Source organism: Streptomyces sp. NPDC002888 (genome assembly GCF_042888465.1).
Classification (GTDB): Bacteria; Actinomycetota; Actinomycetes; order Streptomycetales; family Streptomycetaceae; genus Streptomyces.
This window is the reverse complement of record NZ_JBIAPU010000012.1, coordinates 70330-93461: the sequence shown is the minus strand read 5'-3', so window position 1 is coordinate 93461 and position 23132 is coordinate 70330. Positions and strand designations below refer to the sequence as shown.

General features: G+C 71.9%; 20 protein-coding genes. 16 read left to right on the top strand and 4 right to left on the bottom strand.

The window, feature by feature from the left end:
• Positions 1 to 238 precede the first annotated feature (238 nt).
• The 3 genes from ACFYWX_RS20760 to ACFYWX_RS20750 all read left to right on the top strand — a co-directional run bounded on the left by ACFYWX_RS20760 (position 239) and on the right by ACFYWX_RS20750 (position 2523).
• Positions 239 to 1405 carry a glycerophosphodiester phosphodiesterase gene (locus ACFYWX_RS20760; RefSeq protein WP_389425516.1) on the top strand — a complete coding sequence of 389 codons (1167 nt, stop codon included), beginning with the start codon at positions 239 to 241 and terminating at the stop codon, positions 1403 to 1405.
• A gap of 68 nt (positions 1406 to 1473) precedes the next feature.
• The gene (locus tag ACFYWX_RS20755) at positions 1474 to 1980 is read left to right on the top strand and encodes an RNA polymerase sigma factor (protein ID WP_389425515.1); all 507 of its coding nucleotides are present in this window, start codon (positions 1474 to 1476) and stop codon (positions 1978 to 1980) included.
• A 45-nt stretch (positions 1981 to 2025) separates the two neighbouring features.
• Complete coding sequence (locus ACFYWX_RS20750) at positions 2026 to 2523, top strand: GNAT family N-acetyltransferase (RefSeq protein WP_389425514.1); 498 nt, start codon at positions 2026 to 2028, stop codon at positions 2521 to 2523.
• 98 nt (positions 2524 to 2621) lie between these two features.
• Here the strand turns inward: ACFYWX_RS20750 and ACFYWX_RS20745 are convergent, their stop codons facing one another.
• Both ACFYWX_RS20745 and ACFYWX_RS20740 read right to left on the bottom strand, forming a co-directional pair.
• Positions 2622 to 3056: a hypothetical protein gene (locus ACFYWX_RS20745; RefSeq protein WP_389425513.1), complete on the bottom strand. Its 435-nt coding sequence runs from the start codon at positions 3054 to 3056 to the stop codon at positions 2622 to 2624.
• Positions 3037 to 3396: a hypothetical protein gene (locus ACFYWX_RS20740; protein ID WP_389425512.1), complete on the bottom strand. Its 360-nt coding sequence runs from the start codon at positions 3394 to 3396 to the stop codon at positions 3037 to 3039. The genes ACFYWX_RS20745 and ACFYWX_RS20740 overlap by 20 nt, the downstream gene beginning before the upstream one ends.
• A gap of 535 nt (positions 3397 to 3931) precedes the next feature.
• Between ACFYWX_RS20740 and ACFYWX_RS20735 the strand changes: the two genes are divergently transcribed.
• The 8 genes from ACFYWX_RS20735 to ACFYWX_RS20700 all read left to right on the top strand — a co-directional run bounded on the left by ACFYWX_RS20735 (position 3932) and on the right by ACFYWX_RS20700 (position 15894).
• The gene (locus ACFYWX_RS20735; RefSeq protein ID WP_389425511.1) at positions 3932 to 4975 is read left to right on the top strand and encodes a methionine ABC transporter ATP-binding protein; all 1044 of its coding nucleotides are present in this window, start codon (positions 3932 to 3934) and stop codon (positions 4973 to 4975) included.
• Positions 4972 to 5709 carry a methionine ABC transporter permease gene (locus ACFYWX_RS20730; RefSeq protein WP_389425510.1) on the top strand — a complete coding sequence of 246 codons (738 nt, stop codon included), beginning with the start codon at positions 4972 to 4974 and terminating at the stop codon, positions 5707 to 5709. The genes ACFYWX_RS20735 and ACFYWX_RS20730 overlap by 4 nt, the downstream gene beginning before the upstream one ends.
• Before the next feature lie 95 nt (positions 5710 to 5804).
• On the top strand, positions 5805 to 6629 hold the full coding sequence (locus tag ACFYWX_RS20725; RefSeq protein WP_389425509.1) for a MetQ/NlpA family ABC transporter substrate-binding protein: 825 nt from the start codon (positions 5805 to 5807) through the stop codon (positions 6627 to 6629).
• A 140-nt stretch (positions 6630 to 6769) separates the two neighbouring features.
• Positions 6770 to 7408, top strand: coding sequence for a GNAT family N-acetyltransferase (locus ACFYWX_RS20720; protein WP_389425508.1), 639 nt, complete (start codon positions 6770 to 6772; stop codon positions 7406 to 7408).
• A 129-nt stretch (positions 7409 to 7537) separates the two neighbouring features.
• Positions 7538 to 8749 (top strand): precorrin-6y C5,15-methyltransferase (decarboxylating) subunit CbiE, encoded by a 1212-nt coding sequence (cbiE, locus tag ACFYWX_RS20715; protein ID WP_389425507.1) that lies wholly within the window; start codon positions 7538 to 7540, stop codon positions 8747 to 8749.
• A 345-nt stretch (positions 8750 to 9094) separates the two neighbouring features.
• Positions 9095 to 13606: a nicotinate-nucleotide--dimethylbenzimidazole phosphoribosyltransferase gene (gene cobT / locus ACFYWX_RS20710; RefSeq protein WP_389425506.1), complete on the top strand. Its 4512-nt coding sequence runs from the start codon at positions 9095 to 9097 to the stop codon at positions 13604 to 13606.
• Positions 13607 to 13779: 173 nt separating this feature from the next.
• Positions 13780 to 15012 (top strand): uroporphyrinogen-III C-methyltransferase, encoded by a 1233-nt coding sequence (gene cobA, locus ACFYWX_RS20705; protein ID WP_389425505.1) that lies wholly within the window; start codon positions 13780 to 13782, stop codon positions 15010 to 15012.
• A gap of 63 nt (positions 15013 to 15075) precedes the next feature.
• The gene (locus tag ACFYWX_RS20700; RefSeq protein WP_389425504.1) at positions 15076 to 15894 is read left to right on the top strand and encodes a TrmH family RNA methyltransferase; all 819 of its coding nucleotides are present in this window, start codon (positions 15076 to 15078) and stop codon (positions 15892 to 15894) included.
• A 221-nt stretch (positions 15895 to 16115) separates the two neighbouring features.
• Here ACFYWX_RS20700 and ACFYWX_RS20695 read toward each other — a convergent pair whose 3' ends face one another.
• Entirely contained in the window at positions 16116 to 17618 is a 1503-nt protein-coding gene (locus ACFYWX_RS20695; RefSeq protein ID WP_389425673.1) for a protein kinase, read from the bottom strand.
• Between the two features lie 196 nt (positions 17619 to 17814).
• Here ACFYWX_RS20695 and ACFYWX_RS20690 point away from each other — a divergent pair, with 196 nt between their 5' ends.
• Positions 17815 to 18090, top strand: coding sequence for a hypothetical protein (locus ACFYWX_RS20690; protein ID WP_389425503.1), 276 nt, complete (start codon positions 17815 to 17817; stop codon positions 18088 to 18090).
• Positions 18091 to 18289: 199 nt separating this feature from the next.
• Positions 18290 to 18481 carry a hypothetical protein gene (locus ACFYWX_RS20685; protein WP_389425502.1) on the top strand — a complete coding sequence of 64 codons (192 nt, stop codon included), beginning with the start codon at positions 18290 to 18292 and terminating at the stop codon, positions 18479 to 18481.
• A 174-nt stretch (positions 18482 to 18655) separates the two neighbouring features.
• On the opposite strand, the gene ACFYWX_RS20680 is transcribed toward ACFYWX_RS20685, so the two are convergent.
• Entirely contained in the window at positions 18656 to 21169 is a 2514-nt protein-coding gene (locus tag ACFYWX_RS20680) for an NACHT domain-containing protein (protein ID WP_389425501.1), read from the bottom strand.
• A gap of 127 nt (positions 21170 to 21296) precedes the next feature.
• On the opposite strand from ACFYWX_RS20680, the gene ACFYWX_RS20675 reads away from it, so the two are divergent.
• From ACFYWX_RS20675 to ACFYWX_RS20665, 3 genes are all read left to right on the top strand, one after another.
• Positions 21297 to 21422 (top strand): hypothetical protein, encoded by a 126-nt coding sequence (locus ACFYWX_RS20675; protein WP_389425500.1) that lies wholly within the window; start codon positions 21297 to 21299, stop codon positions 21420 to 21422.
• A 291-nt stretch (positions 21423 to 21713) separates the two neighbouring features.
• Positions 21714 to 22709 carry a phosphotransferase gene (locus ACFYWX_RS20670; protein ID WP_389425499.1) on the top strand — a complete coding sequence of 332 codons (996 nt, stop codon included), beginning with the start codon at positions 21714 to 21716 and terminating at the stop codon, positions 22707 to 22709.
• Between the two features lie 80 nt (positions 22710 to 22789).
• The gene (locus ACFYWX_RS20665) at positions 22790 to 23095 is read left to right on the top strand and encodes a zf-TFIIB domain-containing protein (protein WP_389425498.1); all 306 of its coding nucleotides are present in this window, start codon (positions 22790 to 22792) and stop codon (positions 23093 to 23095) included.
• Positions 23096 to 23132: the final 37 nt, after the last annotated feature.

Genomic DNA, 23132 nt, shown 5'->3' with positions numbered 1-23132 from the left:
TACGTCGCCCGCGTGTAACCGGGACGCGACGATGTGACGGACATCGCCCCTCCGCCGGTCCGACCGCCTCTCACCTCCGCGTACCCCTGGTGGCCCGCCCGAACCGACGGACCGTCATCACTCGCCTCCCGTACGACATCACACGTCACCCGCGTGTTCCGTCCGAGGCCTCCCTTCCGTCATGTGCACGCCCCTACGATCAGCGCGCACTGACGAGTAGACGCCAGGGAGGGCGCTCATGGGAACGCAGGAGTCGAACGGACAAACGGGCACAACCGGGCGACGGGCACTCCTCGGCGCGGCGGTGCTCGGCGCCGGCGGAGCGGTCCTCGGGATGGCCGGCCCGGCGAGAGCCGTGGGTGCGCCGCACACGGACGGCGGGCTGAAGAGCCTGCCCGTGCCGACGGTCATCGGACACCGCGGGGCCAGCGGCTACCGGCCGGAGCACACCTTCGGCTCCTACCAGCTCGCCCTCGACCTCGGCGCCGACATCGTCGAGGCCGGCGACCTCGTCCCCACCAGGGACGGCCACCTCGTCTGCCGGCACGAACCGGAGATCGGCGGCACCACGAACGTCGCCGACCACCCCGAGTTCGCCGACCGGAAGACCACCAAGGTCCTCGACGGCGTCTCCATCACCGGCTGGTTCACCGAGGACTTCACCCTCGCCGAGCTGAAGACCCTGCGCGCGATCGAGCGCATCGCGGCCAACCGCCCGCACAACACCCTCTACAACGGCCGCTGGGAGATCCCCACCTTCGAAGAGGTCCTGAAGTGGCAGGACGAGCAGACCCGCAAGCGCGGCAAGCAGGTCTGGATCTACCCCGAGACCAAGCACCCCACCTACTTCCGCAAGCTGGGCCTGGGCATCGAGGAGCGGGTCGCCAAGCTGCTCCACAAGTACGGCAAGGACAGGCGGAACTCGCCGGTCATCCTGCAGTCCTTCGAACCGACCAGCATCCAGCGCCTGAACAAGCTGGTCGACAACCCCCTGGTCGTCCTGCTCTCCAGCGCAAGCAGCCGCCCCTGGGACTTCGTCGAGGCGGGCGACCCGCGCACGGTCGCCGACCTGATCACGCCCAAGGGTCTCAGGGAGATCGCCGGCTACGCGCAGGGCATCGGCCCGACCCTGGACCTGATCATCCCGAAGGACGCCGGCGGCAACCTCACCACGCCGACCACGCTCGTGGCCGACGCGCACAAGCGGGGCCTGATCCTGCATCCGTACACCATGCGCAACGAGAACCCCTTCCTGCCCGCGAACTTCCGCAAGGGCACGGACGCGGACGCCTACGGTGACGCGTTCGGCGCCTTCCGGACCTACTTCGCCACGGGCATCGACGGCGTCTTCACCGACAACCCGGACACGGGCGTGCTGGCCCGCGAGGACTACGTCAACAGCTGATCGACTCATTGGGGTGACAGTCGGCCCGCCCGGGCAACCTCCGCCCGGGCGGCCGCGTCGTGCCGCACATGAAGCACGACCTGCTCGCCACCCTGCACCCCCTGCTCGCCGCGGAGGCCTCCGCGGAGGCCCACGCCACCGGCACCGAACCGGGCGACCTGGAACAGGCGGTCTGGCTCCGCCTCCTGGAGCGCCTGGACACCGACGGCCCGCCGCCCGACCCGCACGGGTGGCTGCGCAAGGCCGTCCGTTCCGAGTCGCGCCGCACCCGCCGCACCACCCGCCTCGAACTGCCGTACGGCACCGAGCCCGCCGAGGAGACCGACCGCGGTCCCGAGCAACTCGCCCTCACCGCCGCCCGCCGCCGCGCCCTGCGCGAGGCGGTGCGCCGTCTGCCCGGCCGCTGCCCCCGTCTGATGGAGGCCCTGCTGTCGTCCAAGGACCTCACATACCGGGAGATCGCGGGGGAGTTGGGTATCTCACAGGGAAGTCTCGGACCGGAACGCTCCAGATGTCTGGGATGTCTGCGTCGTTTGCTCACATCGGAGGTTGCGGCCCGCGAAGCGCGGGGATAGGAGTGAAGGACGACCGGTGATCAGGTGAGCGGGAGGCGTGCGCACATGGGCATGAGCGTGACCATCTCGGTGGCGACCGAGCAGGATGCCGAGCAGATCTTCAGGCTGCAGTACCTGTGCTTCCAGAGCGAAGCGGCGCTGTACGGCAATTACCGCATCGACCCGCTCGTTCAAACCCTGGACTCGGTCCGCCAGGAGGTCGTCTCCGACTGCGTCTTCGTCGCCCGGCTCGGCGAGGAGGTCGTCGGCTCGGTCCGTGGCAGCGTCACCGAGGACGGCGCCGCCTCCATCGGCAAGCTCTGCGTCCACCCCCGCCTCCAGCACCACGGCATCGGCGCGAGGCTCCTGCGCGCCGCCGAGTCGGCCCTCGCCGAGGAACGCGGCGCCACGAAGTTCCGCCTCCACACGGGCCACCGCAGCGAGGGCAACCTCCGCCTGTACCGCCGCGTGGGCTACGAAACGGTCGGCACGTCAAAGGGCGCGGACGGAGTCCCGATGATCGTCCTGGAGAAGCCGGCGGGAGCATACGCACAAACGGCCTGAGCGAAACGCGCCCCGAAAGGGGCGCGGGGCTGTATCAACGTGCGGCTCCGCCGCGTGGGCGCGACCAGCAACATGCGGCCCGCACTCGCCGACGCCCCTCAGGCACCCTCTTGCTGCCCGCGAGCCTTCCGCAGCCAATACAGCGCGGACAAAGGCAACAGCACGGGAATGAAGACGTACCCCATCCCGTACTTGGACCAGACGGTCGCGTCGGGAAAGGCGGACGGCTCAACCAGGGTCCACGTACCCACGACCAGCACGCCCAGCAGCTCAGCCGCGCAGCAGACCTGTGCCGCCTTCCGCGCAGTCTCCCCGCCCCGCACCAAGGTGTACGTGATGAACCCGTACACCACACCCGCGACCGCAGACAGCGAATAGGCCAGCGGCGCCCGGTCGAACTCCGTCGCGATCTGGTACACCGACCGCGACACCGCACCGACGACCATCACGCCGTACAGCCACACCAGCACGATGCCCGGCCCGCCGATCAACCGCGTCCTGGCTGCCTCCATCTCACCCACCCCAGATGTCATAGAGCCGCACCTCCAGCACCGCGAGCACCACACCGCCGGCGGCGGCCGTCACCGATCCCCACCGCGTCCGCTCGACCAGTGACATGAACCCCGCCGCCGGGATGCAGAAGAACGCGCCCAGGAGATAGGACACGAAGATCGTCGTACCCTGCTCAGGCTTCTCGCCCCGCGCCAGCTGCACGATCCCGATCACCAGCTGGACCAGCGCCAGCAACGTGACCACGGCCATCCCGATGAAGTGCCAGTCCTTCGTCGACTGGTCGCGGTAGGCCGCCCAGCCGCACCAGGCGGCCAGCAGCAGCGCGGCGACGCCGGTCACCAGCGTCAGGGCATCAAGCATGCAGTGACCTTATTACGGCCGAAACGGACCCCTGCGGCCGGGCCCACGGCCGTGGCATTGACCACAGCGCACCGGGTCCACGGCCGCCGACCGGCCCTGTCGATCAAGAACCTGCACGTCTTGTCGGCACTGGTCACCGGCTACGCACACCGGGCCCGCCGCACGTAGCCGCCCCCTGTCCACCACCGTCCAAGATGCGGACAGCCGTGCTCGGTCAGGACCATACGTCTGCTTTACTGATCGCATGACCACCACGAGCTGCCGCATCCCTGCGACCGAGGCGACCCTGACGCCCGGTGCTCGTTGTATGTGTCGAATGTGCGCCTTCTAGAGGGCCCCTGCACCACCCCCGAGCCTCGCGCCCCGAAGCGAGCCGCTGTGGCATGTCCGTGCGCGTATGCCGTACGTGACTGAAGCCGCCCCGCGCACACGTTCTCCCCGGTAGCACGGCACATACGAGAACCGTGCGCGGTCCGTATGCCCCCATGCGCGGGCACACCCACGCCCGCCCACTCGACAGTGACGGAAACCCCCAGTGATCACCACATCGGGCCTCACCAAGGTCTACCGCTCACGCGGACGCGAGGTCACCGCCCTCGACGGCGTCGATCTGCACGTCCGCGAGGGTGAGGTGTACGGCGTCATCGGCCAGTCCGGCGCCGGCAAGTCCTCGCTCATCCGCTGCGTCAACCTCCTGGAGCGCCCCACCTCCGGCACGGTCTCCGTCGCCGGCCAGGACCTCACCGCGCTCGCCGGCCGCGGACCCCGCGCCGGCCGCGAGCTGCGGCAGGCGCGCAGCCGGATCGGCATGGTCTTCCAGCACTTCAACCTGCTCTCCACGCGGACCGTGCAGGACAACGTCGAGCTGCCGCTGGAGATCCTCGGCAAGTCGGGGAAGGAACGTTCCCGCAAGGCGCTCGAACTCCTCGACCTGGTGGGTCTCGCCGACAAGGCCAAGGCCTACCCGGCCCAGCTGTCCGGCGGCCAGAAGCAGCGCGTCGGCATCGCCCGCGCCCTCGCCGGCGACCCCAAGGTGCTGCTCTCCGACGAGGCCACCAGCGCCCTCGACCCGGAGACCACCCGCTCCATACTCCAGCTGCTGCGCGACCTGAACCGGCAACTGGGCCTGACCGTCCTGCTCATCACCCACGAGATGGACGTCGTCAAGAGCATCTGCGACTCGGCCGCCCTCATGGAGCGGGGCCGCATCGTCGAGTCCGGCACGGTCAGCGAGCTGCTCGCCACCCCGGGCTCCGAACTGGCCTCCGCCCTCTTCCCCGTCGCCGGCGACGCCACCGGTGACGACCGCACCGTCGTCGACGTCACCTTCCAGGGCGAGGCCGCCACCCAGCCCGTCATCTCCCAGCTCTCGCGCACCTACAACATCGACATATCGATCCTCGGCGCCGCCATCGACACCGTCGGCGGCCTCCAGGTCGGCCGGATGCGCATCGAACTGCCCGGCCACTACGAGGACAACGTCGTGCCCATCGGCTTCCTGCGCGAACAGGGCCTGCAGATCGACGTCGTCGACAACGCGGCCCAGGAGCCCGTGCTGGTGAAGGAGGGCGCCAAGTGACCTGGTCCCAGATGCAGCCCCTGCTGTCCCAGGCCTGTTGGGACACGCTCTACATGGTGGGCTGGTCCACACTCATCGCCGTCGTCGGCGGGCTTCCGCTCGGCGTCCTGCTCGTCCTCACCGACCGGGGTGGACTGCTGCAGAACGTCGTCGCCAACAAGGTCATCGGGCAGATCGTGAACGTCGCCCGCTCGCTGCCGTTCATCATCCTGATGGTCGCGCTGATGGACTTCACGCGCTCCATCACCGGGACGACCATCGGCCGCGAGGCCGCCATCGTGCCGCTCGCGGTCGGAGCCATCCCGTTCTTCGCGCGCCTCGTCGAGACGGCTGTCCGCGAAGTGGACGGCGGGCTCGTCGAAGCCGTGCAGTCGATGGGCGGCAACACCTGGACCATCGTCCGCAAGGTCCTCGTCCCCGAGGCTCTGCCCTCGCTGATCGCCAGCACCACCACCACGATCGTCGCCCTCATCGGCTACTCCGCGATGGCCGGCACGGTCGGCGCCGGCGGCCTCGGCGACATCGCCATCCGCTACGGCTACCAGCGCTTCGAGGCCGACCTCATGTGGATCACCGTCGCGATCCTCGCCGTCGTCATCTCGGTCATCCAGTTCGCCGGCGACTACGCGGCCCGCTCCCTGCACCACCGCGGCGGCCGTTCGGGTCCCGCGCCGAAGCTGCGGCTGCTCAAGGCCCAGGAGTCCGCGGCCGCGGACATCAGCAAGGTCGCCTGAGCGCACGGCCTGCCGCCCGAGCGCTCGGCCCGCCCCCCCAGACTCCCCGTTCACCCCACACGGGGCCGTACCACCCATAAGGAAAGGCACTTTTCGTGCGTAACACCGCCAAGCTCACCACTGCCGTCCTCGCCGCCGGAGCCCTCACCCTCGGGCTCACCGGCTGCGGCGGGGACAAGGACTCCGCCTCCACCGACGGCCCGCTGATCGTCGCCGCGAGCCCCACGCCGCACGCCGAGATCCTCAACTTCGTCAAGGACAACCTGGCGAAGAAGGCGGGCCTCGATCTGGAGGTCAAGGAGTTCACCGACTACGTCACGCCGAACACGGCGACGGAGGACGGCTCCGTGGGCGCCAACTACTTCCAGAACCAGCCGTACCTCGACGACTTCAACAAGAAGAACGGCACCCACATCGTGCCCGTCGTGACGGTCCACCTGGAGCCCCTCGGCCTCTACTCGAACAAGTTCAAGAAGGTCGACGAACTCAAGAGCGGTGCCACCGTCGCCGTCCCCAACGACACCGTCAACGAGGTGCGCGCCCTGAAGCTGCTGGCGGCCCACGGCCTCATCACCCTCAAGGACGGCGCGGGCAACTCGGCGACCCCCGCGGACATCGCCAAGAACCCCAAGAAGCTCAAGTTCAAGGAGCTGGAGGCGGCCCAGACCCCGCGCTCCCTGAACGACGTGGACGCCGCCGTCGTCAACGGCAACTACGCCATCGAGGCCGACCTGAAGCCCTCGAAGGACGCCCTCGTCCTGGAGTCCCCCAAGGACAACCCCTACGGCAACTTCCTCGCCGTCAAGGAGGGCCAGGAGAAGGACCCGCGCGTCAAGAAGCTCGCCAAGCTCCTCACCTCGCCCGAGGTGAAGAAGTTCATCGAGGACAAGTACGCCGGCTCGGTCCTTCCGTCCTTCTGAGCCGTCGGCCCCCCGCTCGGCCACTCACGGGGTCCGCTCCCTCACCGGGAGTGGACCCCAGGGGTGCGGTTCGGTGCTTTCATGCTGCATGCTGGGCAGTTCAGCAGGCCCTGAAGGTTTCGAAGTTTACGGAGCGGCGCATGACGAGCACCTTCCCCAACATCTCCATCAGCACGGAGCGGTTGGTGCTGCGTCCCCTTGACGAGGACGACGTCGCCGCCCTGACCGCGATGATGAACGACGAGCAGGTCGCGGCCTGGACCGACGTCCCGCAGCCCTTCACCGAGGACGGCGCCCTCACCTGGATCACCGAGTACGCGCCCACCGAGCGCACCGCGGGACGCGGCCTCGACCTCGCGGTCACCGAGTTCCTCACCCAGCGCCTGGTCGGCATCATCCAACTCGGCAAGACCAACTGGCACGTACGCTCCACCGAGCTGTCGTACATCGTCGCCCCCTGGGCCCGCGGCGAGGGCTACGCCTCCGAGGCCGCCCTCGCCACCGCCCAGTGGCTCTTCACGGACCAGAAGTTCGAACGCATCGAACTGCGCACGGCGGCCGACAACACCGCCTCCCAGCAGGTCGCCCAGAAGATCGGCTGTATCAGCGAGGGCGTGCTGCGTAACGCCTGTATAGCCCGCACCCGTGCCGAGGACGACACGTGGATCGACGTACGCACCGACTTCATCGTGTGGAGCCTCCTGCCGGAGGATCTGGAGGGCGCGGGGGAGCAGCTCGCCGACAGCGGCGGATTCACGACCTACTCCGACTGGAACTGACCCAGCTGGACCGAGGCGGGCACCACCGCGTCCGCTCGCTCCCGGCGCGACCAGGTAGTCTCACGGAGCCCGCCCGCCCACGGGCCGGCCGCTGACGACCTGCGTGAAACCTCCAGGAGACTGACGACGATGGCCGACCGGGTCACGGTGATCGGCTGGGACGGCTCGCCGCTGACCGCCGCGGCACGCGCCGCCCTGGGCGCCGCCACGCTCGTGGCCGGCGCAGCCCATCACCTGACGCTGCCCGAGGTGCCGCCCGCCGCCGAACGCATCCGCCTCGGCAGCGTCTCCCTCGCCGCCCGCCGTATCGCCGCCCACCGCGGCAGCACGGTCGTGCTCGCCGACGGCGACCCCGGCTTCTTCGGTGTCGTACGGACCCTGCGCGCGCCCGAGTTCGGCCTCGAGGTCGAGGTCGTCCCCGCCGTCTCCTCCGTCGCCGCCGCCTTCGCCCGGGCCGGCATGCCCTGGGACGACGCCCAGGTGGTCGTCGCACACCGCCGCACCCTGCGACGCGCGGTGAACGTATGCCGGGCCCACACCAAAGTCGCCGTCCTCACCTCACCCGGCGCGGGCCCCGCCGAACTCGGCCTGCTCCTGGAGGGCGTCCACCGCACCTTCGTCATCTGCGAGGAACTCGGCACCTCGCGCGAACAGGTCACCGTCGTCACCTCCGACAAGGCCGCCGACCACACCTGGCGCGACCCCAACGTCGTCATCGTCATCGGCGGCCCCGTCGGCGTCGGCGGGGACGGCGGCTGGATCTCCGGACGCGACCCCGGCACCGGCCCGCGCGGCTGGGCCCTCCCCGCCGAGGCGTACGGCGGACAGCTCGGCGAGGGCGAGACGGACCTGCTCCGCGCCGCCCAACTCGCCCGTCTCGGACCGCGCGTCGGCGACCTCGTGTGGGACATCGGCTGCGGCGGCGGTGCCTTCGCCGTCGAGGCCGCCCGGGCCGGCGCCGCCGTCCTCGCCGTCGACCTCGACCCGCGCGCCTGCGCCCGAACCGACGCCGCCGCACGCCGTTTCGGCGTCCAGCTCCAGATCGTCCACGGCGCCGCCCCGCACATCCTGGAGAACCTGCCCGAACCGGACGTCGTCCGCGTCGGCGGCGGGGGAGCGGCGGTGGTCTCCGCGGTCGCCGACCGGCGCCCCCAGCGCATCGTCGCGCACGCCGTGAGCCGCGACTCCGCCGAACTCGTCGGCCGCACCCTGACCGAGCACGGTTACGTCGCCGAGTGCGCCCTGCTGCAGTCCGTGGAACTCGACATCAGGGCCTGGACGGAGAAGGAGCGGAGCGTCTCGTTCCTGCTCAGCGGGGTACTGCCGGATCGCGCCCCGTGATCCTGTTGTCGTACCGCGCGCGGTAGGCTGGCCGATCGTTGTACCGCACCGGGCGTCCGGAACTTCGTTCGCCAATGTCCGGAAAACACGCCCCTTTTGGGGTGGGTGTGGTACGGCAGAACCGGAGGACGCGCAACGTGGCGCAGTCCACAGCGGGCCGTTGCGGATCAAGCTGTCGTGACGGGGGGACGACCGGGACAATGCCACTGAATGGCTTTGTCGCCTTTTCCGGGCGGGTCGTTCGTGCCGCTGGGCACGCACGCTCGTTCTTCACTACGGGGCGGTCGGTGCGCCGTTCCGGGTGAGCTGGTCGTAGGAGCACTAACCGATGGGCGAGGGGTACGCATGACGGACACCGGCCAGGTCCCGGGCGAGGGACTGCCGGAGAGCGCAGGCACGGTGGAACAGCCGGGCGTCTCCGCACCCGGCGCGTATGCCTACCTCTCCGAGACCACCGCCGAGGACGAGGACCTGTTGCTGCTGCCGGGCGCCCAGAGCGCCTGGGGCAACGAGGTCGCCCCGCCGGCTCCCGAGCCGGTGGTCGAGGCCGTCCACGAACCCGGCCCGCACGAGATGTCCGGCCGTGACAGCGGCGCCGTGGACCTCAGCGCCGTCCGCCTGCCGGGCCCGACGCCTCCCTCGGCCCCGGTCCCGCCCCGCCGCCCCCTGCACCTCGGGCCGGCCATCCCCGACGCCTCCGCCAGCCCGGTCCGCTCCCTCGCCGACCGCGGCCCCGCGGGCGCCCCGGTGCGCCACCCGGGCCCGCCGACGACCGGCCCCGAGTACCTCGACGTGCCCCCTCAGGGCGCGGCGCCGTGGGGCGCGCAGGCCGTGGCGCAGGCCCAGGTGAGCGCGGGGGCCACGCCTGCCGAAACGGTTGTTCCGGCAGCGGAGCCCGCGGTCGAGCCGGTGGGCGCGGCCCAGGCGCTCGTGACCCGGGTCGCGACGGAGGCGGTGGCCGCTACGGCTCCGCAGTCGGCGTACGCGGCGGAGGCGGGGGCCGCCGCGGCGCCGGTTGCCGGAGACGATGTGGCTGCCGGAGCTGCCGGAGCTGCCGGAGCTGCCGAGGCCCGGGTGGCGGACGCCGTTGCCGGGCCTGCGGCGGTTGCCGAGCCGGGGGAGACGGCCGGGGACGTCGCCGACGGTGCGTCGGCGGCCGGGCCGGTCGCAGAGGGCGCCGGCGAGACGACCGGGAGTGCCGAGGCGCTTGCCGAGGGCGCTGTTCCGGACGGGCCGGTCGTCGAAGGCGCCGGTCAGGTGGCTGAGGGTGCCGCTCCAGAGGCTGCGCCTGCTGCCGACGGTGGTGCCGTGACCGGCGAGGCCGAGGCCGAGACCGAGGCGGCCGAAGGTGCTTCTGACGGTGAGTCCGGGCAGGTGCCCGGGGACGCCGCCGTCGCTGAGGGCGTCCAGGTGCCCGGCGAGGCTGCGGCTGTTGCGGCGGACGTGCCCTGGCCCGCCACACCCGTTGACGCCGGACCCATCTCCGACGTCCACCAGGAAGCCGCGCAGGCGCCCGAGGCGGAACAGACCCCCGAGCCCGTGCACACCTCGGCGGACGACGCCGGGAACGCCGTACCGGAGACCGGGCAGGGCCCTGAAGGAACCGTTGCCGAGACCGCGCCTGCCCCTGCAACGGTAGGGGCGGAGAACCCGCACGCTGCTGAAGGAGCTGTTCCGGAGGCTCCGCACGCTGCTGAGGGAGCCGTCGTCCCCGAGAACGCTCCGGCGGCAGAGTCGGCCGTACCCGAGGCGGCGGAGGTATCCGAGCAGGGCGGTGCGGCGGACACAGGGTCTGCCCTTGACGCCGTCGTTCAGGAGGCCGCGGAGGAAGCGGGAGCAGCGGTGTCTGCTCCTGAGCCGACCACACCGGGGACAGCGCCCGCACCTGAGGTGGCCGCAGCCGGTGCGGAAGGGGCTGCTCCTGAGCTGTCCGCACCAGGCGCAGCCACGCTTGAAGCTGAGCCGTCCGAACCGGGCGGTGTCGCGGCTGCGCCGGAGGCGACCGCACCTGATGCAGCCGGGCCTGCGCCGGAGGTGACCGCACCCGACGCAGCCACCCCTGCGTCCGAGGCGACCGCACCCGACGCAGCCATTCCCGCGTCCGAGGCGACCGCACTCGGCGTGACCACTGCCGAAGAAGCAGTGCCCGCCGCGACCGCACCCGCCCCTGAAGCCGCAACCCCCGGGCCTGAAGCCGTCACCCCCACGCCTGAAGCCAGTATCCCCGCGCCCGAGGCCACCGCCCCCGCGCCGGAGACGGTCGCCCCCGCCCCGGACGCGCCCGCGCTCCCCACGCCCGAGGCCACGCTCTTCCCGGCGGCAGCCGGAACGGCCGACCCGCCGCACCCCGCGGACGGCTCCGTGCTCCCCGCCGCAGCCGCCCCCCTCGCTGCCCCCGCCGAGCCGTCCCCTCAGCCGACGGAGGCCGCCCAGGCCACGCAGGCCCAGGCCACTGAGGACCAAGCCGCGCCGGACCAGGGAATGCAGTCGGCCCCGGACGGACAACTCCTCCCGGACGCCCCGCCCCCGCATCCCGGCCAGGGCCCGCAGCAGATGCCGGTGCCGGTCACTGCCTCTCTCCCGGAGACGGACCCGCAGCTCGTACCGCAGCCGGAGCAGCTCGCGCAGCCGACCAGCGCGGAAGCCGCCGACGTGGAAGGCGTAGAACAGGCGCCCACCCATGTGACGGAGCCCGCCACGGACGCCGAAGCTGCGCAGCCCCACCAGCCCCACCAGCCGCACCCCCCGGCCGACGCCACCGACGTCACCGGCACGGCGCCCGACCACCCCACGGAAGCGGCACCCGACCAGGTCACCGGCCCCGGCACCGGCGAGAACGCATTCGTCCTCCCCGGCGCCGTCCCCGCAGGTCCCGAACAGGAGCAGCCCCTGGGCCAGTTCGTCCCGGTCGAGGGCTCCGTGCCGACGACCCCGCACCTGGCCCCGACCCCGCCCCACCCCATCACCCTCCCCCCGGAGGGACACGTGGCCACGGTCCCCGCCCCTCGCGCGGCCGACCCGGAGCCCGACCCCGACGTCGTACAGAACGCGGAGGACCTGGACACCAGGGCCGCCGACCAGGAAGAGAGCAAGGCCGCAGTGGAAGAAACAACTCAGTCCACCGGCCCGGCCGCGCCCGCCTACGACGAGGCCGAGCGCGAGGCCGTCCTGAAGGTCATGCGTGAGCGCCGAGACATCCGCAACGGCTTCCGCAGTGACCCCATCCCGCACGAGGTGCTGCTCCGCGTCCTGGAGGCGGCCCACACCGCACCCTCCGTGGGCCACTCCCAGCCCTGGGACTTCGTCGTCATCCGCTCCGCCGAGACCCGGCGCACGATGCACGAACTGGCCATGCGCCAGCGCGAGGCCTACGCGAAGTCCCTCCCCAAGGGCCGGGCGAAGCAGTTCAAGGAACTGAAGATCGAGGCCATCCTCGACACCCCGGTGAACATCGTCGTCACCGCCGACCCCACCCGCGGCGGCCGCCACACCCTCGGCCGTCACACCCAGCCGCAGATGGCCCCGTACTCCTCCGCGCTCGCGGTGGAGAACCTGTGGCTCGCGGCCCGTGCCGAGGGCCTCGGCGTCGGCTGGGTCAGCTTCTTCGACGAGCGCGAGATGGTCCGCGCCCTCGGCCTGCCCGAGCACCTCGAGGTCGTCGCCTACCTCTGCGTGGGTTACGTCGACGAGTTCCCGGACGAGCCCGAGCTGCTCCAGGCGGGCTGGTCCAAGCGCCGTCCGCTGTCGTGGGTGGTCCACGAGGAGACGTACGGCCGTCGCGCGCTGCCCGGCGAGGAGCCGCACGACCTGCTCGCGGAGACCGTCGCGCAGATCCGCCCGCTGGACGCCAAGGCGCTCGGCGAGGCCTGGGAGCGGCAGAAGCGCATGACCAAGCCGGCCGGCGCGCTCGGCATGCTGGAGATCATCTCCGCTCAGCTGTCCGGCCTGTCCCGCCAGTGCCCGCCGCCGATCCCGGAGCCCGCGGCCGTCGCGATCTTCGCCGGTGACCACGGCGTGCACGCGCAGGGTGTCACCCCGTGGCCGCAGGAGGTGACGGCCCAGATGGTCGCCAACTTCCTCGGCGGCGGCGCGGTCTGCAACGCGTTCGCCACGCAGGTCGGCGCCGAGGTCTGCGTCGTGGACGTGGGCGTGGCGGCGGACCTCCCCGCGACCCCCGGCCTGCTGCCCCGCAAGGTCCGCGCGGGCACGTCCGACATGACCACCGGACCCGCGATGACCCGCGAGGAGGCCAAGCAGGCCATCGAGGTGGGCATCGAGACGGCCCGCGACCTGGTGGCGGCCGGCAACAAGGCGCTGCTCACGGGTGAGATGGGCATCGCCAACACCACGGCGTCCGCTGCGCTCATCTCGGTCTTCACCGGCGCCGACCCCGCCGAGGTCACCGGCCGCGGCACCGGCATCAACGACGAGACCCTCGCCCGCAAGACCGAGGTCGTCCGCCGCGCCCTCGACGTCCACCAGCCGGACCCGGCCGACCCCATCGGCGTCCTCGCCGCGATCGGCGGCTTCGAACACGCGGCGATGGTCGGCCTCCTCCTCGGCGGCGCCTCCCTGCGTACGCCGGTGATCCTCGACGGCGTCAGCGCCGGCGCCGCGGCCCTGGTGGCCCGCGCCATCGCTCCCGAGGTCCTCGCCGCCTGCATCGCAGGCCACCGCAGCGCCGAACCCGGCCACGTGGCCGCCCTCAACAAACTCGGCCTCCGCCCTCTGGTCGACCTCGACCTCCGCCTCGGCGAGGGCACCGGCGCCCTCCTGGCCCTCCCGTTGGTCCAGAGCACGGCGAGAGCGATGCACGAGGTGGCGACGTTCGACTCGGCGGGGGTCACGGAGAAGTAGGCGGTGGGTGGGGACCCGGGAACTGCAACCCCGGCTCCCCTGTGCCACGCGCCGCGGTTGTGCACCCGGCAACGACGCCCAGCCACCGGACACCTGAACCGCCCGACCCACCCACGCCGTAAAATCCGCACGTCAGGGCTACCGCACCGCCGCCGCAACAGGAGCCGCACCTCATGGCCGAACACCCCGCCTACCCCGTGGGCCTCCGCCTCACCGGCCGCCGAGTAGTCGTCCTCGGCGGCGGCCAGGTAGCCCAGCGCCGCCTCCCCGCACTGATCGCAGCCGGCGCCGACATCCACCTCGTGTCCCCCGAAGCGACCCCCTCCGTCGAGGCCATGGCCGATTCAGGCGAGATCACCTGGCACCGGCGCCCCTACGCCGAAGGCGACCTCGCCGACGCCTGGTACGCCCTGATCGCCACCAGCGACACCGAAGCCAACACCCACGCCTCGGCCGAAGCGGAGCGCCACCGTGTCTGGTGCGTCCGCTCCGACGACGCCGACCAGGCAACCGCCTGGACCCCCGCCACCGGGACCTCCGAGGGAGTCACGGTCGCCGTGCTCACCTCCGACGCCCGCGGCCGCGACCCCCGCCACACCGCCGCCATCCGCGACGCCGTCGTCGAGGGCCTGCGCGACGGCACCCTCGTCGCCCCCCACCACCGCACCCGCACCCCGGGCGTCGCCCTCGTCGGCGGCGGCCCCGGTGACCCTGACCTGATCACGGTCCGCGGCCGCCGCCTCCTCGCCGAGGCGGACGTCGTCATCGCGGACCGCCTCGGCCCGCGCGACCTCCTCGCCGAACTCCCGCCCCACGTCGAGGTGATCGACGCGGCGAAGATCCCGTACGGCCGCTACATGGCCCAGGAGGCCATCAACAACGCGCTGATCGAGCACGCCAAGCAGGGCAAGTCCGTCGTACGGCTGAAGGGCGGCGACCCGTACGTCTTCGGCCGCGGCATGGAGGAGCTCCAGGCCCTCGCCGAGGCCGGCATCACCTGCACGGTCGTCCCGGGCATCTCCAGCTCGATCTCGGTCCCGGGCGCGGCCGGCATCCCGGTCACCCACCGCGGCGTCGCGCACGAGTTCACTGTGGTCAGCGGCCATGTCGCCCCCGACGACGAGCGTTCGCTGGTCGACTGGCCGTCCCTGGCCAAGCTCACCGGCACGCTGGTGGTCCTCATGGGCGTCGACAAGATCGGCAAGATCGCGGAGACGCTCGTCGCGCACGGAAAGCCGGCCGACACCCCCGTCGCCCTCGTCCAGGAGGGCACGACGGCCGCCCAGCGCCGGGTCGACGCGACCCTCGCGACGGTCGCGGAGACGGTCCGCACCGAGGACGTGAAACCCCCGGCGGTCATCGTCATCGGCGAGGTCGTCACGGTGGGGCCGCGGACCACCGAGTAACCCCGGGTAACCAGTCCGTACCAAGCCGTTGGCACCGCACCCAGGACAAGGCAGTATCACCCTGTGGCCGATCTCATCACCGTTGAGGATCCCGACGACCCGCGCCTGCGCGACTACACGGGCCTGACCGACGTCGAGCTGCGCCGCAAGCGCGAGCCCGCCGAGGGCCTGTTCATCGCCGAGGGCGAGAAGGTCATCAGAAGGGCCAAGGAAGCGGGCTACGAGATGCGCTCGATGCTGCTCTCCGCCAAGTGGGTCGACGTCATGCGCGACGTCATCGACGAGCTCCCGGCCCCCGTCTACGCGGTCAGCCCCGAACTGGCCGAGCAGGTCACCGGCTACCACGTGCACCGCGGCGCCCTGGCGTCCATGCAGCGCAAGCCGCTGCCTACGGCGGCCGAACTCCTGCGGACCACCCGCCGCGTCGTCGTCATGGAGTCGGTCAACGACCACACCAACATCGGCGCGATCTTCCGCTCCGCGGCCGCCCTGGGCATGGACGCGGTCCTGCTCTCCCCGGACTGCGCGGACCCTCTCTACCGCCGCAGCGTGAAGGTCTCGATGGGCGCGGTCTTCTCCGTCCCGTACGCCCGCCTCGACACCTGGCCCAAGGGCCTCGACTCCGTCCGCGAGGCGGGCTTCACCCTGCTCGCCCTCACCCCCGACGACAAGGCCAGGTCCCTCGACGAGGCGGCCCCCCACAGGATGGACCGGGTCGCCCTCATGCTCGGCGCCGAGGGCGACGGCCTGTCCACCCAGGCCCTGGTCGCCGCCGACGAATGGGTCCGCATCCCCATGTCCCACGGCGTCGACTCCCTCAACGTCGGCGCCGCGGCAGCGGTCGCCTTCTACGCGGTGGCGACGGGCCGCCCCATGGGCTAGGGCCCCGGCAGGCAACGTTTGCCCGTCAAGGAGCGGCGTCGTGGGGGTCCCTCCCGCTCGAGCGAAGCCGAGAGTGGGGGAGCGTGCTCTCGGCGTGTCGGCCGGAAGCCCTCGTACTGGATGTACTTGGGTTTTCGGCCGGTGCGGCGAGAGGGCGTGCCGGGTGTCGCGACGGGGCGAACGTTGCCTGTCGGGGCACTAGCCCCGCAGGCTCCGGCCGTTCATGGTCGTACGCCGTCCTGCTGCGCGTGCTTCTGCGGTACGGCGTCCTGCCGCGCCTGCTCCCCCTGTACGTGCTCCGCCTGCCCCTGGCGTACGACGTCACCGCCACCGACACCGCCGCCCCCGAGCCCTCGGGCCGGCCCCTGACAGCCCTGCACCACGCCGATGCCGAGCGCGACGAGCAGCGTCACCACGACGAAGACGAACAGCCGCTGCCGGAGCAGGCGCGGATTGGCCGGGCGCCGCCCGGTCCCCGTGGTCCTGGGAGCCGGACGACCGGTACCGCTGCGTGGCATGGGACGGCCCCCCGTGCCTCCGGTACGGGAGCGGGGGAGAGGTGTGTTCCGTGAGGCGGGCGAGGGCCGTGCCCCCGACCGGGACGACGCGGCACCCCCACCCCGTGGGGCACTGCCGCCCCGCGAGGCGCTGCCACCGCGTGACGGAGCGGTGCCCTGCGAGGGACCGCCCCCGCGTGAGGGAGCCCCGCCGCCACGCACCGGCGCCGGTCCGCGCGAGGGGGTGGCCGCACCGCGGGGGGCCGGAGTTCCCGGCGCGCCCGGCTGTCCCTGCGGTCGCCGCTGCGTGCGGTCGGGGTAGGTGGTGTCGTGGAGCCGCCCGGTGGGCCGGTCCGCCTCACCGGCGCGCGGCGCGGGCGGCCGCCCGTCCGTCGTGCCCTGGGCCTCGCGGGCGGCGATCTCCTTCAGGCGCAGGGAGAGGTCGAGGGTGCTGGGCCGTTCCTCCGGATCCTTGGCCAGACACGCCCGGACGAGCGGGGCCAGGGCGTCCGGCACGCCGTTCAGATGCGCCTCCTCGTGCACGACGCGGTACAGCATCACCTCGGAACTGCCGTGCCCGAAGGGGGAGTCGGCCATCGAGGCGTAGGCGAGCGTGGCGCCGAGCGAGAACACGTCCGTCGCCGGGGTGACCGCGGCACCGCGCACCTGCTCCGGCGCGAGAAAGCCGGGGGAGCCCACGGCCGTACCGACGTGGGTGAGCGTGGAGGCGCCGGTGGCCCAGGCGATACCGAAGTCGATGATCCGCGGGCCCTTCGGGGAGAGCAGGATGTTGGACGGCTTCAGATCCCGGTGGACGACCCCGGCCTCGTGGACGGCGACCAGCCCCTCGGACAGGGCGGCCCCGATGGCGGCGACCTGCGCGGCCCCCAGCGGCCCTTCCTCCATGACCTTGTCGTGCAGCGAGGGCCCGGGCACGTACTGTGTGGCGAACCACGGCCGGTCGGCGTCCAGATCCGCCGCCACCAGCCGGGCGGTGCACCCACCCCTGATCCGTCGCGCCGCCGAGACCTCACGCGCGAACCGCGAACGGAACTCCTGATCCTCCGCCAGATCGGGCCGGATCACCTTCAGGGCGACCCGCTGTCCCTTCTTGTCGGAGCCCAGATAGACAACGCCCATCCCGCCGGCGCCGAGCCGTCGGTGAAGCTTGAACGAGCCGACGACGCGCGGGTCCTCGCGCCTCAGGCGCATCATCGCCATGTTCATCCCCGCTGCCCGGTCCGTGTGACGTGGCACAGCTTACGTTTCCACAGCCGCTCGCGCGCAGAGGCCGCGCCCTCTCGGCCCGGTCGATTGTCAGTGCCGGGTGGGAAACTCGAAGGGTGGTCAAAGGAGGGGCGATCCGGGTTGCTTTGCCCTGCCGCTGACCCCAACCACTCGTCGAAGAAGGGGGATTGGACGCGTGAAGGGTGACCGCGTGGAGATAGTCGTGGACGCAGGGGACACAACACGTACGTACGAGGTGGTGGCGAGCCGGGCCGGCCGCCGAGTGGAGACGGCGGTACGCCGAGGTGTCGTGGAAGTGAGCGAAGTCACCCGGAACGGATCCGTCGTGCGAACGGCGCGCTTCATGGCGAACCGGGTCCTGGCACTGGTCGAGCAGCCGGTCCCCCGCGAGGACAGCTCGGAAAAAGCGGGCCGGACCGGACAGCCCCTCCGGGAAGACCCCGAGACCTAGGACCGCGTCTCCACCCAGAGGAGTACTCCGCAGGTCACGGCTCATCCTCCGGGAGGCCCGGCAATCGGTACGAGGGCATGACGACCCGGGAGCCCCCCGCGCCTAGATTTGAGGTCAAGCGGCGGGTGCAGCACTCGTCCCCCGAGGTCAGACACCCGCCGCTGCCAACCACAACGGAAGAACGGTCAGGAGAGGGACCATGGCCCACACGGCACCGCGGACAATGATCCGCACGCAGGAGCGCACGCGCCCCCGCCGCACGGGCCGCCGCCACCCACTGGTGGCGACAGTCATGGCTCTTCCCCTGGCGGCCCTTCTCCTCTTCGTCTTCGACGGCTGGGAGGCAGTGGCCACACAGGCGTCGTCCGTGGGTGTGATGCTGGGGCGCTGAGCGGCGACCCCAGGCCCGGAAGAGCGGTCCGGGCGGGGACATCCATCCATGAAACCCCGTGGGGACGGGGGTGCGGCGGACGGCAAAAAATGCCGGCGCAGCTGGGGAGCTGCGCCGGCATTGCTTTTCCCCGATTCTCCCGGCCCACGGTCGGTCCGCACGGCAACGCCCGGCTCACCACGCATACCGTTTGCGATGCTTGACCGCTCGCGCCCGCTGGGACTCCTCCAGCTCCGGATCGACGGCGAGATCCTCCAGGATGCCGGGCCCTCGCGGGTCTTGGAGTTTCATGAGGGCCTTGCCCGCGTCGACGCGTGAGTGGTCCCAGTGCCCCGAGGTGGTCGCGATGTCCACCAGCGCGTCGCAGGCGCGTGAGCGATCGAGGGGAGCCAGGAACCCGGCCGCGATCACCCGGTGCTCCGGGAGGAGGTCGAGACCGGATCCCGCGGCAAGGTCGGCCAGAATCTCCTCGGCGCGTGCGTCTCCGAGCAGGCTCAGCGTCGCGGCCGCTTCCACACGTTGCATGCCGCACACCTGCGTTCCATAGGCGAAGACGGCCTCCTGGTGGCGGAAGGGGTGGTCGTACAGCAAATGGAACATGGTATGTGCCACCCGGGCACGTTGCCTGGCTTCCTTCGGCGTCAGCTGCGCGGAGCTCGCGGCGAGGTCCGCCAACAGGTCGAGGCCGCGTGGATCGCCCAGGACGGCGAGCCTGCGGGCCGCCTCCACCCTGTGGTCCCCACGCAGGGTGGACCCGCCGGCCAGGCCGGCCAGGATGTCCAGGCCGCTCTGGTGCCCGAGGTCCTCCAGACACAACGCGGCGTCCACCCGTCGGCCGTCGTGCGGATCGGAGCGTCGGGCCAGCGCCTGGAGGGTGCCGACCGCCGCGTCGACCACACCGTCCGGCAGGGTCGTACCGAGCGCCTTGAGGTCGGCGATGAACCCGCAGCCCTCAAGCCCTCCGTCCGTCGCCAGTCGTCGCAGGCTCCGGTCGACGTCCTTGCCCCGAGTACGCCATGCGTCGATGAGGAAGCCGAGGTAGGAGGGTTCCTGCTGAGGACGCGACCATTTCTTGCGTGACCACGGCGCGGGACGCCGGGACCACGAGGCTTCGAACAGCTCGTGAAAGGCACGTTCGCTCGCCGTGTCGTCGTGCGCGGTGTGACGGGCGGCGAGGTGCTCCAGCAGGGTCTGGTGGAGGAAGACGAGCTCACCCGCGTGCGCCGTCAGCAGGCCACTGCGGTGCAGCACCTCGATCACGAAGCCGTCCCAGGTGCTGCGCGGGACCCGGGTGGGACGGGCGGCGTCGGCGTGTGAGGAGACGATGGCAAGGACGTCCTCCTCGTTGCCGCCGTGCCGCTCGGCGGCCGCATGTGCGGCGATGCGGACGAGCTGGTCGATCGTGTGGTGGGCCCGGGAGAGCGCCTTGGGCCCGTACCGTCCCAGGGCGGCCTCGGTCTGGGCGCTGATGCCGCCCTTGCCGGCCGCGTGCTGGCGTCCGTGCAGCAGATCCACGAAACGCTCGTACACCTCGCCCCGTCCGAAGGGCAACGGCCCGTCCGGATCGATCGCGTGCAACTGGCACAGCATGGTGGCCATCAGCGGTGTGCGGGCCAGTTCGAGCAGGCCGGCGTCCTTCGCGGTGGTCACGAACGCCGTCGCGAGCGCGGGTGGGTCGGGCAGCCCGAGTTGACGGAACCACTGCTCGGCGAAGACGACGAGTTCGTCCGGTTCGAAAGGCCGCAACTCGAACAGCGGCACCGCCTTGCCCAGCGTGCGGAGCGATCCGGCCGGCAGGGGCCTGGTCGCCACCACGAACCTGTACGGGGAGGCATCGGTGTCCTGCGCGATCGACTGCAGGGCGTTCAAAACGCGTTGTCTCGCCTCGGGGTCGGTGACCTCGTCCAGCCCGTCGACCAGGACGAGCCATCGCACACCCGGGCGCGGGGCGGTGCGGAAGAACTCCGCGGGGATGCTCTCCAGCAGTCCGAACGCGCTGAGTTCGGAGGTCGCCGAGTCCGCGATCGCCTCCGGCAACGGACGGCCGACGGCCAGTTCGGCGGCGGGCACCAGGACCGGAACGGTGACGTCGGTGCCACCGCCCAGCCAGCGGTCCAGTGAGGCCGCCATGCCGATCCGCAGCAGGCTGGACTTGCCGCCGCCCGGCCCTGCCAGCACCACGCAGTTGCCGTCCCTCGCCAGGATCCGCTCCCCGGGCACCCACTGATCAGCACCCGGCACGGCCGGATCCGGCAACGGTCGCCGAGGACTCCCGTCGCCGTCGGGGTGCGCCCGCTGGCGCATGTAGACGGAGGCCAACGGAGGGGTCGTCCCGGGGAGGACGCCGGCATAGGGGTGCTCACGTGCGGCACGCCGAGCCGCCCGCAGATACCGGTCCAGCAGATCCGGGGTACGGGCCGCCAGGATCCGCAGCCGGTTCAGGGTCTCGGCCTCCTCGGCCGAGGGCCCGAGCACAGCGACGACGGCATCGAGGGTCGCCCGGGCGGGTGGCCCCTTCTTCGAATTCAGGGCGTTGCTGATGGTCGCCTTCGCCAGCGGAGTGCCCTTGAGCTCCAACTGCCTGCACAGCTCGGCCTGGTCCCACCCCTTGCGCCCCAGTAAGTCGTTCAGCAGGCGCTTCAGCTCGGCACGTGCCCGTTCCGGCTCCAGCAGATCCCCGTCCGTCACCCGCACCGCCCCCCGACGTGCTGTTCCTTCTTGTTCACCTGATCCCGGTGAACGCTCCCCACACCTTTGCTGGTGCTCGACCGGCCGGTCGCCCCGTAGTCGACCGACGAGAAAAAGTACCCAGACTATGCCCCGCAAGCGCAAGGCGCGCCGCGCCCGCCGCTCCGACAAAGACCTTCGTAACGCCACCGTGAGCGGCACCGTCGCGGGAGTCGTGCGCGCCGTCATCGACTGGCTGCGCGACCTGCTGTAGCGGTCACCACGATGTATCCGGCTTCTCCCCCGGGCCCCCGCGAGGGGGCCCGGCCTCCGGGGCCGGGCATGGTGCTCCCCCTGACGAGAGACGTGACCAGGGTGGGCGGCATGGGCTCCGGAGGCACCGACGGACCGCTGATCAAGGACACGCCCGGCGGGCGCCGGCAGGGTCCCGGGCGAGATGCCGGGGGCGCTGGGGGAGAGGGCGCCGTGGCCTCTTCGCCCAACGGCCCGCCGCTGCCCGTACCCTCACCAACGAGTCCACCGCACGCGCCGCCGAGGGAGCCCCATGCCCGTCACCCCCCTGCTCCCGGCCCTCTCCGCCCGCGTGCGCAGCACCGCGCACCCTTCCCTGGACCACTGCGCCTGTGGGACCGACACCCTCGCCGACCGCCCCGACGCCACCGTGGTCCGCCACGCCGACATCGTCGCCAAGGCCCACGCCCCGGACACGAGCCCCGCCGACCTCGCCCTCCGCCTCGCCACGGCCGTCGGCCTCCCCGACATCCTCCTCCCCCCACTCACCCCGACCCCGACCGTCCTCCACGGCCGTCTCGTCACCTGCTGGCCTTACGGCGCCCCGGTGGATCCCCAGGATCCGGACGCCGCCCCCTGGGAAGCGGCGGCCACCCTCCTTGCCCACCTCCACCGCGGTCCCACCGCGGTCCCGCTTCCCCCGAGAGACACCCCGACCCCGCTTCCCGCGGTGCGCGGCCCCGCCCCGGCCCCGCTTCCCCCGATGCGCGGCCCCCTCAAAGCCGCGCTCGCCGTCGCCCGCCTCCGCGAAGCAGGCCCCCACCCCGCCGCCGTACCGATCCTGCACGCCTGGGACCAGCTGCCCGCCTGGGCCCGCGCGGAAGCCCCCATGCCCGACACCACCACCCTCTGCCACGGCGACCTCCACCTCGGCCAGCTCGTCCGCCACCCCGCCCCCGACGGACCCTGGCGCCTCATCGACGTCGACGACCTGGGCGTGGGCGTCCCGGCCTGGGACCTCGCACGGCCCGCCGCCTGGTACGCCTGCGGGCTGCTCCCGCCCGACGAGTGGACCCGGTTCCTCACCGCATACCGGGAGGCACACGGCCCCGCCGTGCCCGCAGACGGCGACCCCTGGCCCGCTCTGGACGTGCCGGCCCGTGCCCTCACCGTGCAGACCGCGGCCCGCGCTCTCACGAAGGCGATCGCTCAGGACCGGCCGCTGGACGAGGTCGAGCAGGCCCTCGTGGACGCCTGCTCCCGAATGCGTCCCGTCCCCCCGCAGTTGGTCCCGAACTCCGCGAAGTAGGGTGCAACCGACCGCAGCCGGACAGAGTCTGTCCTGGCAACGTGCGAAGCAGGACCGACCGGCTAGGAGTTGAGCCCACGATGCAGTGTCCGAAGTGTCACGCGCCGATGCACACGTACAACCGCAACGGCGTCCAGATCGAGCAGTGCAGCAACTGCCGAGGGATCTTCCTCGACTACGGCGAGCTGGAGGCGCTCACCCGCCTCGAGTCCCAGTGGTCCCAGCCCGCCCCACCGCCCCCGGCGGCCCCGCAGGCGTACCCGGCCGCCCCGCAGGCTCCCGCGTGGGGTGCCCCGCATGGTGGACACGGGGGACACGGCGGACATGGTGGTCACTACGGCCATCAGCGCCACAAGAGCTTCGGGCACATGCTGTTCTCCAGCTGAGGTCGACCGGCACACGAAGAAGCCCCCAGCCGCAGGG